The 12,849-nt window shown below is 53.4% G+C and carries 11 protein-coding genes and 1 pseudogene; 2 read left to right on the top strand and 10 right to left on the bottom strand.

Translation table 11 applies throughout. From position 1 onward, the window contains the following. Window positions 1-63 precede the first annotated feature (63 nt). Entirely contained in the window at window positions 64-930 is an 867-nt protein-coding gene (gene rsmI, locus MUU46_RS07085) for a 16S rRNA (cytidine(1402)-2'-O)-methyltransferase (RefSeq protein WP_110510532.1), read from the top strand. Window positions 931-934: 4 nt separating this feature from the next. Further along, the gene (locus MUU46_RS07080) at window positions 935-1,948 is read left to right on the top strand and encodes a Fic family protein (protein ID WP_258965192.1); all 1,014 of its coding nucleotides are present in this window, start codon (window positions 935-937) and stop codon (window positions 1,946-1,948) included. A 32-nt stretch (window positions 1,949-1,980) separates the two neighbouring features. Here MUU46_RS07080 and MUU46_RS07075 read toward each other — a convergent pair whose 3' ends face one another. From MUU46_RS07075 to agaF, 10 genes and pseudogenes are all read right to left on the bottom strand, one after another. Next, window positions 1,981-3,870 (bottom strand): alpha-galactosidase, encoded by a 1,890-nt coding sequence (locus MUU46_RS07075; protein WP_258965191.1) that lies wholly within the window; start codon window positions 3,868-3,870, stop codon window positions 1,981-1,983. A gap of 53 nt (window positions 3,871-3,923) precedes the next feature. After that, a pseudogene (agaD, locus tag MUU46_RS07070) lies at window positions 3,924-4,714 on the bottom strand (PTS galactosamine transporter subunit IID). Beyond that, window positions 4,704-5,507, bottom strand: a complete 804-nt coding sequence (agaC, locus tag MUU46_RS07065; RefSeq protein ID WP_258965190.1) for a PTS galactosamine transporter subunit IIC — start codon at window positions 5,505-5,507, stop codon at window positions 4,704-4,706. The pseudogene agaD and the gene agaC overlap by 11 nt, the downstream one beginning before the upstream one ends. 51 nt (window positions 5,508-5,558) lie before the next feature. Beyond that, entirely contained in the window at window positions 5,559-6,035 is a 477-nt protein-coding gene (agaB, locus tag MUU46_RS07060) for a PTS galactosamine transporter subunit IIB (RefSeq protein ID WP_258965189.1), read from the bottom strand. 14 nt (window positions 6,036-6,049) lie between these two features. Next, window positions 6,050-7,228, bottom strand: coding sequence for a MalY/PatB family protein (locus tag MUU46_RS07055; RefSeq protein WP_258965188.1), 1,179 nt, complete (start codon window positions 7,226-7,228; stop codon window positions 6,050-6,052). 12 nt (window positions 7,229-7,240) lie between these two features. Further along, window positions 7,241-8,812, bottom strand: a complete 1,572-nt coding sequence (gene malX / locus MUU46_RS07050) for a maltose/glucose-specific PTS transporter subunit IIBC (protein ID WP_258965187.1) — start codon at window positions 8,810-8,812, stop codon at window positions 7,241-7,243. Between the two features lie 119 nt (window positions 8,813-8,931). Then, window positions 8,932-9,804, bottom strand: a complete 873-nt coding sequence (gene kbaY, locus MUU46_RS07045) for a tagatose-bisphosphate aldolase subunit KbaY (protein WP_258965186.1) — start codon at window positions 9,802-9,804, stop codon at window positions 8,932-8,934. Between the two features lie 12 nt (window positions 9,805-9,816). After that, the gene (locus MUU46_RS07040) at window positions 9,817-10,971 is read right to left on the bottom strand and encodes an SIS domain-containing protein (protein WP_258965185.1); all 1,155 of its coding nucleotides are present in this window, start codon (window positions 10,969-10,971) and stop codon (window positions 9,817-9,819) included. Between the two features lie 299 nt (window positions 10,972-11,270). Then, entirely contained in the window at window positions 11,271-12,404 is a 1,134-nt protein-coding gene (nagA, locus tag MUU46_RS07035; RefSeq protein ID WP_258965184.1) for an N-acetylglucosamine-6-phosphate deacetylase, read from the bottom strand. Further along, a complete protein-coding gene (gene agaF, locus MUU46_RS07030) occupies window positions 12,401-12,835 on the bottom strand; it encodes a PTS galactosamine/N-acetylgalactosamine transporter subunit IIA (RefSeq protein ID WP_258965183.1) in 435 nt (144 codons plus the stop codon). The genes nagA and agaF overlap by 4 nt, the downstream gene beginning before the upstream one ends. Window positions 12,836-12,849: the final 14 nt, after the last annotated feature.

The raw sequence follows: 12,849 nt of genomic DNA, 5'->3' as shown, positions 1-12,849 counted from the left end.
ACGTATCCAGTGATATTTTTTTAGCTCAATGCTCAATATTAAATCGGCAATACGGACTAAACAATGAAACAACGCGAATCAGCGGACAATTCTCAGGGTCAGCTCTATATTGTACCCACGCCAATCGGTAATCTTGGCGACATCACCCAACGTGCGCTGGAAATACTGCAAGCTGTTGATCTCATTGCTGCGGAAGATACTCGTCATACCGGTTTACTGCTGCAACATTTTGCCATTAACGCCCGTTTATTTGCCCTTCATGACCACAATGAACAGCAAAAGGCTGAAACACTTCTGGCGAAGCTGAAAGAAGGGCAGAACATCGCGTTGGTTTCCGACGCCGGAACGCCGCTGATTAACGATCCGGGTTATCACCTGGTGCGCACCTGCCGTGAGGCGGGCATTCGTGTGGTGCCGCTGCCAGGCCCATGTGCGGCCATCGCGGCGCTGAGCGCGGCGGGCCTGCCATCCGATAAATTCTGCTACGAAGGTTTCCTGCCGGCCAAGTCAAAAGGCCGTCGCGATGCGCTGCGTGCATTGGAAAACGAACCTCGCACGCTGATTTTCTACGAATCCACTCACCGACTGCTGGAAAGCCTGGAAGATATCTGCACGGTGCTGGGCGAAAGCCGTTACGTGGTGCTGGCCCGCGAGCTGACGAAGACTTGGGAAACCATCACCGGTGCGCCGATTGGCGAATTGCTGGCGTGGGTGAAAGAAGACGAAAACCGCCGCAAAGGCGAAATGGTTCTGATTATTGAAGGTTTCAAAGTGCAGAGCGACGACGCGCTGCCTGCTGAAGCGCTGCGCACCCTGGCGCTGCTACAGGCTGAACTGCCGCTGAAGAAAGCCGCTGCCATTGCCGCTGAAATCCACGGCGTAAAGAAAAACGCGCTGTATAAGCATGCGCTGGAACAGCAGGGCGAGTGACACGATGAGCCGCTACCAGCCTCCTTTCACCATCACATCTGCGATGCTCAATAAGATTGTTGAGGTCGGTGAATTGCTGGGACACTGGGCGGCTCAGTCTGGGCGTTCCTCGCCACTGCTACGTAAAGAAAACCGCATTCGCACCATACAGGCCTCGCTGGCTATTGAGCATAACTCGCTGAGCACCGATCAGGTGACGGCTATCATGGATGGCAAGCGCGTGCTGGCGCCTGAAAAAGAGATTCAGGAAGTCCGCAATGCCATCCTGGCTTATGAAAAAATGTCGGGCTGGAAGGCATGGCATCTGAATGATTTACTGAGAGCCCACCATCTGCTGATGGCAGGCCTGGTTGATAGGCCTGGCCAGATAAGACAAGGGGATGTGGGTGTTTATCGTGGGAAAAAATTGGTGCATATGGCACCGCCAGCCTCACAACTCCCCCGACTGCTCGACGACCTTCTCCTTTGGCTTAAAACCTCTGAAATTCACCCGCTGATTGCGAGTTCAGTTTTTCATTATGAATTCGAGTTTATCCATCCGTTTGCTGATGGCAATGGGCGTATGGGGCGATTGTGGCAAACGCTGATTCTGAGTCAGTGGCGAAGTGAACTCGCCTGGCTACCGGTTGAAACGCTGATTCACTACCAGCAGTCACGTTATTACCAGATCCTCGGCCAATGTGACAAAGCCAGCGATTGCACCTTGTTCATTGAGTTCATGCTTAAAAATATGCTGGAAGCATTGCGCGAGGGGCTAGCTCATCCGTCAGCTGTGGCGGAAGAAATGGCGGAAGAAATGGCGGAAGAAATGGTGGAGGAAAATCGGGTAGCGCTGTCGAATAGAGAACGTGCGTTATGGCTACTTTTGAAGACGAATCCGACATTGACTACGGCCGAACTGGCACTGAAACTGGCTGTTTCGCCAAGAACGGTAGATCGGGATATTCAGTCCCTGCAACAGAAAGAAAGATTGCGCCGGGTAGGTCCCAAGAAAGGTGGTTGTTGGCAAGCTGAATAAAAAATGGCCCGGGGATGCCCGGGCCATATTGTTTAGTTAACCGGTGTGGCTTCAAACACCAAGGTTTCCAAAGGTTGTAGCGTCACCACAACCGCATCTTTGTAGTCTGATGGGATGGTGGTATTGCTGCCATACACCGCTTTCATCGTGAAGTGCGTGGTTTCGCCCTGCGGGATCTCAAAATCTTTCGCCAGATTCAGATAATAGGTCTGCGGTTTATCGGACGGGTTACGCAGGCCAAGAATGGCCTTATCTTTGCTCCATGATGCCCAGCCGTACGTTTCAAGTGATGTTGGATCGCCGCCGACCCAATGCGTATCAACCAGCACCTGTGCGTTATCCCGTGACCATTTGGCGGCCTGCGCCAGAGTGTCCCACTTTGGTTTGTTCAGCATGGAAGGTGTGATGTACAGCTCCTGCAGTTGGGTACCAGTGGCGAAATAGCTCCAAACCTGATCGGCAAAATCACTGTCCGTCTGCACTTTCTCCAGCCCGTAATAGGCATGTTCCGCACTGACAATTCCGTGGTACATCAGAGAATTGAGTGGGAATAGCGGGCCTTTTCGTACAATCGAGCGGAAGGTTTCCGCGTCGCGATAGGTCATCCACTGTTGTACCGGCGTGCCAGGGCCGTACAAGTTGATGTCATCGCCCTGACGCCAGATAGAATCGGCGTACAGCAGCCAGGAAGGGCTGGCATCGGTGCCGGTGGTCAGGTTGATAAACAGGTTTTTATTGGCTTCTCGCATGTTGTGCAGTAGGGCGATGGACGCGTCGAAATCAGAGGCAAATTTACTGCCTTTAATGTGCGAGTTAGCGTTACCCATCCCGTCCAGCTTGAAGGAAGTGATGTGCTCATTCTTGATAAGCTTGATGATTTGTTCGTTGAAGTTGTCGAAATAATGAGGGCCGGAGAGCGCGAGTTTTCCGTCAACGGTTTCGAAGCCATACTCTTTCGCGTGCGATACGCGGATGTCGCGTGGTTTGTTATAGCCACCCCACGGCGAAAGCCATAATCCTACCGAGCTGTGCAGGCTATCTGCATTTTCACGCACGTTGCTAAACCCGTGACTAAACGCAGGTCCAAACAGCCATCGGCCGGTACGATCATCCCAGCCGTCATCCAGCAAGAACGCATCCAGCGGCACACCGCGTCCAGTTATGAATTCTTTATTCCACTGATCCATGCGGCCTAACACATCCTGCTCGGTATAGGTGGTGAAGAAGCCAATATCCATCCAGCTGTTGTAGTGTAAATAAGGCTTATAAGGGCGCGGACGAACGGCTTCAATGAACTGATTCACGCTCCGACGAAGCTGATTCATCTCAGGAAACGTACCGAAAAAGGTGGTGTAACTGACCGGCGTATCAGCCTGAATCGGCGTTTTCAGCTCGACGTTGAGATTGGTGGTGGCTTCATAGGCGTATGTGTTGACGATAGGTTTGCCCGGCAGAATGAAAAACGAATCGGCGATAATTGGCGAACTGTTAATCGCGCCATCAACGTAAGGTGCCTGGGCCTGTTTTTTGGTCGGGAAAAAGGTGATTTTCGCCACTTCGCGCGGTTGGCCAACGGCAGCGAGGGTGTAATCAATGCTGGCGTATTTCCCTTTCACCATGTGGATGGTCACGGTGATGTTAAAATCAGGGTGCGTATAGTCGATGACAATCGCATCCTTCTGTTTCTCAACGTGTTTCACCTTAAAATCTGCGGTATGGATAACTGATTCATCCGGCAGCGTCAGGAAGAACAACTCCTGCGGCGATAGCTGGTGGCTGGAGTGGGTATCTTTAATCACCAACGCGGAATTGGCATCGTCAAACGAGACGCTGAGGTTGTCATTTTTCAGGGCGTAGTTTGCGGCACAGGCAGCGTTGGAAACCAACAATGTGAGTAACGAAACGGTAAGCACTTTTTTCATCAGGGTGAGTTCCTTATTGTGTTTAAGGTAAGGCCAATAGGTTCTTCTTTTAGTTACAGAATGCCCAGCGCTGACCCGGCTATAGCCAGGACGAAGGTCACGCCAATTAACAGCACCGGATGCGCTTTTTTCGCGCGTAGCAGGTAATACATCAACAGGGTGTAAGCCTTGGCAGAATATTGGGGAAGACCTTATCAAAGAAATCTTGTTGCAGCGCGACCTTATGGGTGGCGTCAATCGCGAAGGTTGTCACCACATTAATATGGACATACGAAGCAATCAGGCCACCAATAACCGTTATCCCGAGAATGGTTGCGGAGCGGGCAATCATCTGTGAATTTTCTCGGACTTTATCTATCGCTTTCACCCCAACGGAATAACCAATATGTGTCCAGCCAACACGTAAAAAGAATATGGCGAGATAAACCGCAAAGAATAAAATAGGGCCGAGCAAATTCCCTTGACTGGCAAATGAAGAGCAAATACCCGCCATTATCGGCAATAAGGTGAACCAGAATATAGCGTCGCCGATGCCCGCAATAGGGCCAAACAGTGCCACCTTCAGCCCTTTAATGGTGCTGCGGTCTTCGCCTTTCTCCTCCATGGAGATTAACAAGCCCATCAGGAATCCCACCAAATTTGGATGGGTATTAATAAACTCCAGATTATCTTTCATTGCGGCGCTCAGGCCGGGCTTATCATTCTTATAGATTTTCTTGAGTAACGGCAGCATCGCCCAGGTAAAACCGCCCGCCTGCATACGTTCATAGTTAAAACTGGCCTGCAGGAGCGATGAACGAAACCCCAGACGGGTGATGTCTTTTTTACTGATTTCAGATCCCATTGCTGTAATCCTCTTCATCATTTTTGTGCGTGTCGGCCTGCGGTTGCGCTGCGGCTTTTGCTTTCGCGTTGAAAAACTCGTAGACGGCAAAGCCTGCGCCAAGCACGGCGACGGGCAGGAGGTTATTGACCTGGATATAACAAACAAACAGGAACCCGGCGATCAGGTACGGAATGTACTGAGCCTTGAACATCACCCGCAGCAATAAGCCAAAACCGACCGCTGGCAGGATCCCACCCGCGACTTCAAATCCGTGTGTCAGCCAGGCCGGCATGGATTTTACCAGCGCCTGCATTGCGCCTTGCGCGAGGTAGGTACAGAGGAAAGCAATGACCGCATACGAACAGGCGACAATTAGCGTGGTCGTCCAGTTCAGGCGAGCAAAAGCGGCGGTATTCGTTTCTTTTGCGTATTTATCCGCTTTGCTCATGAACAGTGAAAATGCAGAATAGAAAAACAGAATGACGTACTGCATCAGCAAACTGAACGGTAGACCAAGGCCAATTGCCGTTTTGGCATCAACTCCCGTCGACCAGGCAATAACGGTCGTCATCACCCCCGCCATAATTGGGTTCGGCGGTTGCACACCTCCGGCGGGCGTGAGCCCGGCAAAGGCGAGTTCAGTTAATCCGCCTGTAATTAACCCAATATGAATATCCCCCAAAATTGCCCCAGTCAGGGTACAAACAATAATGGGACGAAATAAAAACAGAGCTTCCAGCCAAAAATCAATTCCCAATACAAAGACAAGGGCGGCAAGTGACAGCCCTTGAATGAGCGTGATTTCATGCATTTTATCGCCTCGTGATTTTTATGTTTATTGCTTTAATACAGAGACAGTCCGTTAGTCGTTAATATTTTCTTTGGTATCTCCCGGCACATCCTGAATAAAAATATTGATACCCTGATGTTTAATAAAGCGAAGATCGGCCAGATCCTTTTCGTCGACATAGACTTTGCTGCTGATCTGTTTTTTCCCTTCCGAGAAATGCATGTTGCCGACGTTGACGTCTTTCAGCGGTACGCCGCCTTCCAGCAGTTTTCGTACCGTGTCGGGCGTGCGGCAAATGAGGAAGATCTTCTGATGCGGGGCCGCTTTACTGATGATATCGATGGTTTTGGCTATCGAGAAAAAGCGGATCCCAAAACCGTAGGTCTCGGCGGTGATCCCCATCAGTTTCTGCTGTAACTCGTCTTTAGCGACATCATCATCAACCACGATCAGCAAATTAGCGCCGATCGTTGAAGTCCAGGTCACGCCCACCTGACCATGCACCAGGCGATTATCTATTCGGGTCAGTAAAATATTGGGTGTACTCATTTTTACTCTCTCCTTTAATTACGATATGAAGCGCACATTTTTTCGATGGCCTGCTCCAGCCAGTAACGCTGGGTACCGAAGTTAATACGCATGTAGTTCTGCCCGTCCTGGACGTAATGGCTGCCGTCTTCAATTACCACGCCTGCATGTTGCGCAAAATGGGCGGTTAATTCGGTGGCGCTGCGCGCGTCGGCGCTGACGTCAATCCACGCCAGATACGACGATTCCGGATTCATCATTTTCCAGTGCGGGAAGTGGGTGGATATCGCATCTGCCAGATAGCGCGCGTTGCCACGCAGATAACCGTTCAGTTCATCCAGCCACGGTAGCCCTTGCTGGTAGGCGAGAATGATTCCCCAAACACCGAACATATTCGGTGAAGTGATGGAGTTCTTCTCCAGCTGCTGACGGAACCGCTGGCGCAGCGTAGCGTCAGGGATAATGGAGTAAGAGGTTTTCAGGCCGCCGAGATTGAAGGCTTTGTTCGGCGAGGTCAGAAGGATCAGGTTATCCTGCGCGGCACAGCCCGGCGACAGACAGCTAACAAACGTGCCGTCCAGAATGTGCTCGGCGTGAACTTCATCGACCACCAGAATCACGCCGTAGCACTGGCATAAATCAGAGACCTGACGAATGTCCTCTGCGCGCCAGATGCGCCCGGACGGATTATGCGGTGAGCAGAAGAACCACAGCTTAGGCCGATGGGTTTTCAGCTGATGTTCAACCAGATCAAAATCAAGGTGATAGCGATTGTCCTGAACACGTAGCGGATTCGCGAGAACGCGAACGCCCTGCCGCTCAGTCGCCATGGCAAACGGATCGTAGACCGGCGTGTTCATCATCACGCTGTCACCCGGCTGGCAGAAAGCCTGCACCGTGTAATGCAGCGTGGAGACGGTGCCGTAGGTCAGTGTTATCCACGATGCATCGACCTTGACCTGGTGCCTTTCACGCTGAAAGCCAATGACCGCCTCGTAAAACTCGTCGAAGCACCAGGTGTAGCCGAACGTACCGTGCGAAACGATGCGCTGAAATCCTTCAATCACCACCGGGGGCGAGGTGAAATCCATATCAGCAATCCACAGCGGGACGAACTCCTCGGGCACGCCGGGGAAACGCGAGCAAACGAAGGCGTGATCCCACTTGCGGCATTTATCGCTTTTACGTTCAATAATTTTGTCAAAATCAAACACGCTAATCCCCTGTTAAATTAAGGCTTCAATGCCCGTTTTTACGCCCTGAACCTGCGGCCCGATAATCACCTGTACGCTGTGCGCATCCAGTACCACAACCGATAACGCTCCGGCGTTCTTCAGCGTTTGCTGGTCAACTTTGCTCATGTCTTTCACCACCAGACGCAGGCGGGTAATACAGTTATCGAGTGAGTCGATATTCTCTTTTCCGCCGAGTGCGTCGAGGATCAGCCCATGATCGTATTTGGATTTGCCACGCGCCCGGGTATTGGCTTTCACGGCAAGCGCCGCGCCTTCTGTGTCTTCTTCACGCCCAGGCGTTTTGATATCGTGCTTGAGGATGTACCAGCGGAAGACGAAGAAGTAGATGGCGAACCACGCGATCCCGACCGGGAACAACAGATACCACTTGGTGGACGTCCCTTGCATTACGCCGAAAATCAGCAAGTCAAGAATGCCGCCGTCGGTGTTGCCGATGGTGACGCCGAGCAGCGCCATGACCATCAGCGCCAGGCCAGACATCACGATATGGAACGCATACAGCACAGGGGCGATAAACAGGAACAGGAATTCGATCGGTTCAGAAATCCCGGTGACCACCGAAACCAGCACTCCGGAAAGCAGAAGTCCTTTAATCACCGGCCGGTTTTCCGGGCGCGCGGTGCGGTAAATAGCGTACGCCACCGCAGGCAAGCCGAAGATAAAGGTCGGCATAAAGCCTTGCGACAGGAACGCCGTAACGTGCGGGCTAAACGGCAGGCCCGCTTTCAGCTCGGCGTAGAAAATATTCAGCGCGCCTGCAACTTCCTGCCCGTTGACCATTTCCATTCCCCCGGCTGGGGTAAAACGCACCATCGCCAGCAGAATATGGTGCAGGCCAAACGGTTTAAGCAGCAGCACGCCCACGCCGTACAGGAACGGCCCAAAGACGCTGGTGCTCTGAATGATGTGCCCGATACCGGCAATTCCCAGCGCCACGTATTCCCATAACAACGGGATAAAAAGACCGACCAGCGACATCGTCAGCGCGGTAATGATTGGCACAAAGCGGATACCGCCAAAGAAGGCGAAAGCGTCGTGCAGGACGGTGTCCTGAAAGCGTTCATGCAGGAAATACGTAATCACGCCGACAACGATGCCGCCGAGCACACCCATCTCCAGCGTTTGAATACCTAATACGATCGACTGACCGACCTGTTTCATGGTGGCGGCGTCGGCAAGCTGGTGGGTGACCGTCAGATAATAATTGATGCTCATGTTCATCAGCATGTAGCCGACAAAACCAGCAAATGCGCCCACCGCTTTGTTACGCGTGGCGAGGCCCATCGGAATCGCCATCGCGAACATCAGCGGCAAATAGGAGAACGCAAACCCGCCGACCATGGCGATAAAACCAAAGGTTAACTGGGTCAGTTCCCCGCCCAAAAAGGGAAAGCTTTTGATCGTTGACGGACTGGTAACCGAGCTACCGATACCCAGTAACAGGCCCATAAAGGCCAGCAGTGAGACCGGGAACATGAAGGTCTTTCCCAGGCTTTGAAAGAACTCCCACGCTTTAGATTTGAACGACTTTTCCTGTGTCATGTAGGGGACTCCTCGGAATTGCTCATTTTAATGGAAGGAGCGCCCTGGATTAAGGACGCTCCTTCATAGTTGCGAGGCTTATTGTTTTTTTAGATGAGTCGAACAGCGAATAACGGTAATCAGGCTTCTACGGGAAGCAAAAGGCGGTTGGCCGAACCGCAAACGGCGATTTTATTTCTGACGATTTCTTTCATCGCATCCATGCCGACCCGCATGTAGTAACGCGGATCGTTGCCTTCTGGGTTTTCGGCGAACCACTCTTTGACGGCAGCCGCAAACGCGATTTTCAGCTCGGTTGCGACGTTCACTTTGCACACGCCAAGTTCGATGGTGCGACGGACATATTCATCAGGCACATCACTCGCGCCGTGCAGCACCAACGGGATATCCACCACTTCGCGAATTTCTGCTAATCGCTTGAAGTCGATTTTAGGGCGATGGGTATAAAGTCCGTGCGCGGTACCGATGGCGACCGCCAGGCTGTCGACGCCGGTCAGCTCCACGAAACGCTTCGCTTCCTGCGGGTCAGTCAAAAACGCGCTTTCGGCGTCGACACTCATGTCGTCTTCCATACCGCCGAGGCGACCCAGCTCGGCTTCTACGCTGCAATCATTCTGATGGCAGAAATCGACTACGGATTTCACCAGTTTGACGTTCTGCTCAAACGGGAAATGGCTGCCATCGATCATCGCGCTACGCACGCCCGCGTTCACTTTGCGACGGATGTCATCGAGTGATTCATGGTGATCGAGGTGCAACGCCAGCGGCATGTCGTAGCTGGTGGAGTAGGCGTTGCACAGCGCGAAGATCTCTTCCAGTGCGATATGTTTAAACGTGCCTGGCGTGCCGGCGAGGATCACCGGCGATCGCAGTTCACTGCATACGTCGAGGATCGCCTGAATAGTTTCGGCGTTATGAATATTGAACGCCGGAACCGCGTAGCCTTTGGCCTGTGCATCCTGCAGGAGATATTTGGTTGAGATAATGCTCATGCTGCGATCCTCTTAAGCAATCCATGGATGAATGACGACGCCCTGTACCACGCGATTGACCGTGCCGTTGGCAGACGGGGTATCCGGGGTATTGCCGACGCTGATGGACTGCGTGAGGGCAAACACCTGCGCGTACATCAGGAAGCAGAACACCAGCTCCATGTCGATGAAGTGACGAGAAGGAGGAAGAAGAATGTGTGGGCCTGCTTCGATAACCGGATCCATTTGCGCGGTAATGGCCACGACTCGGTTGGCCTGACGATCGCGGCGCAGCTCGTTGAGCAAATCGAGATCGTACTGGCGGGTATATGGGTGGCTGGAGATAAACACCACCACCAGTGTTTCGCCATCGACCAGCGATTTTGGACCGTGACGAAAACCGGTTGGCGAGTCATAAAAAGCCACCATTTTTCCGGCGGTCAGCTCCAGCACTTTCAGGGCGGATTCACGCGCGGCACCCTGCAAGCCACCGCTACCGAGATACACAATGCGTTTCCAGGTTTCCTGACCAAACACGCCGTGATTGAAATCGCCGAGCGAGCTGATAATGGCCTCGCAGCGTTGTGCCACATCGCGGAACGTCTCGCTATTGATGGTTTCCGGGGCGAACACCGCCAGACAGCTGGCCATCATGGTGGTGATGCTACTGGTCATCGCGAAGCCGCGATCGTGGGTTTCGGCAGGCATCAGTAGCGCGAAGGCGTTATCGCTGTCGAGTGCGTTCTGATACAGGCTTCCGGCTTCGTTACAGGTAATCGAAAGGTGATAGCACTCCGGCACAAACTGGTTCGCCAGTTCGACGGCGGCCACGCTTTCCGGGCTGTTGCCGGAACGGGCAAAAGAAACCAGCAGCAGCGGGTTGGCCGCGCTCAGGTAGTCCATTGGGTTAGAGACCAGGTCAGTGGTCGGAACCGCGCTGATGTTTTGCCCGGTGTGGCGTGACAGCCATGGCGCGATGATGTCGCCGATAAACGCCGAGGTGCCGGCACCGGTCAGGACTATCCGCAGATCTTTTTTACGCAGTAGCGGAGCGAGGAAGTTGTCGAGCTGAGATCGGATCTTGTCGATATGCGTGAGGGAGCGGATCCAACTGGCAGGCTGCTGACGGATCTCTGATTCTGTCCAGGTGCCTGTGGCAGTCGCGGGAGAGGTGTAGGTTTCTGGCATAACTCATTCCTTAGTCATGTGAATTCCACATCGGAAGCGGGCGATTTGCCGTTATCTTTCGTTTCGTTTCACTTGCTCACATAAGCCGTTAAATAAAATCTATAGAAAAGAAATTGAAACTTCAATGAAAGAAAGTGAAATAAAACGAAAACTGTGATCGAAAACGATATGGGATGGGTAACATATTGAAATTGAATGTATATATTTGTGGATGTCAAAAAGGGGAAAAAACGAAGGAAAGGAAAAGAAAGGCCCGGGCGAGGAGCGCACGCGGGCCAAAGGGACACACAGTGTAAGGTCTATAGGGGGAGAGCCAGACCCTGAATCCAGATTTGTTGCACATGAAGCCCGGCATTGAGCGCAATAACATTGGCCCGTTTGCCTGGCTTTAGCGAGCCAAGCTGGTGGTCAATTCCCAGCAGGCGTGCGGGATGGAGCGATGCCATATGGATTGCATCCTCCGGCGCAACACCGGCCCGTTCAACCATGTTTCGCACGGCGGCATCCAGTGAAAGTGTACTACCTGCCAGACCGCCCGACGCGGTTCGCACAATTCCGTCGTGCATTTCCACGTCTTCACCACACAGCGAATAGCGTCCGTCCGGCATCCCGGCGGCCTGCATGGCATCGGTAATCAGCACCACCCGATCGCGAGCGCAACAGCTGCACAGCCGCAGCGCCGCCGGATGTACGTGATGCCCATCGGCGATGAGCTCCAGCCACGCACGGGGATCGGTTAATCCGGCTCCCACCATGCCGGGCTCCCGATGATGCAGACCCGTCATACCGTTAAAGCAATGCACCAGCCCATCAGCACCTGCGTCAAATGCCGCACGGGTCTGGCCATACGTGGCTGCGCTATGGCCTAACATGACTTTGACGCCGTGTTGTTTCAGGTGGCGGATGGCTAACAGCGCATCCGGTTTTTCTGGAGCCAGCGCTACCACGCGAAGCGTGTGCCGTGAGACGGCAATCAGCCCATCGAGTTCCGTTAGCGTCAATTCGCGGAACAGTTCAGGCGGATGTGCGCCTTTATTCTGCGGCGTGAAATAGGGCTCCTCGAGATAGCTGCCGAGCACCTGCGCGCCCCGGCCGCCTGATTCATAACGCTGTGCTATTCGCTCAAGCGCACCGTGAATCGTCTTTACAGGCGCCGTCACGGTCGTCGGTAAAAAGCCGCCTACGCCTTCACGCGCTTTATACATCGCCAGCCGGTCGAGGGTGTCCGGCGCGTCGTCCATCACATCAACTCCTGCGCCGCCGTGAACGTGGGTATCGATATAGGCCGGGCACAGCAGTTCTGCATCACGCGCCATCACGCCTGCAGGAATAGGCTCGATGGCGGTGATGATGCCGTTTTCAAGCAGAAGCTGATGATCGTCCAGCCAGCCCCACTCGCTCAGAAGGCGTCTGGCGCGCAGTATCTGCGTCATATTCCTTCCTCAACGGGCTTTTCCTCGCGACAGCGCCCCAGCTCATCAACAAGACTGGTCAGCCCGCGGTGCCCGCACTCCAGCGCCTGCACGCGGAACGTCTCGCTGTCTAAGCCTTCTCGCTCCAGCACCATTTCCAGCAGCAGCTGCAAATTGGTGCCAGTAATCACCTCGCGGCCAGGCTTTTGCATCGCCAGCGTTGAGGCGACTCGAAACGGCGTCCCGCCCAGCAGGTCCGTCAGAAACACTATCTCCTGCTGGCTGTCCAGCGTGTTCACCGCCAGCTCAAGCTGTGACGTGAGCAGGGCGGTGGAGGACGTCTCCGGAAAATCGATGGCAATAAACTGTGACTGCTCGCCAAGGATTTGCGTCATCGCTTTTTCCATTCCGCTGGCAAAACCGCCGTGGCCCGTCAAAATAATACCCAGCATCGCAATACCTCTTT

Origin of the sequence: Scandinavium tedordense (genome assembly GCF_024764965.1) — a bacterium.
Taxonomy (GTDB): domain Bacteria; phylum Pseudomonadota; class Gammaproteobacteria; order Enterobacterales; family Enterobacteriaceae; genus Scandinavium; species Scandinavium tedordense.
Note: the sequence above shows the minus strand (reverse complement) of the source record. Positions and strands in the feature narration are given on the sequence as shown.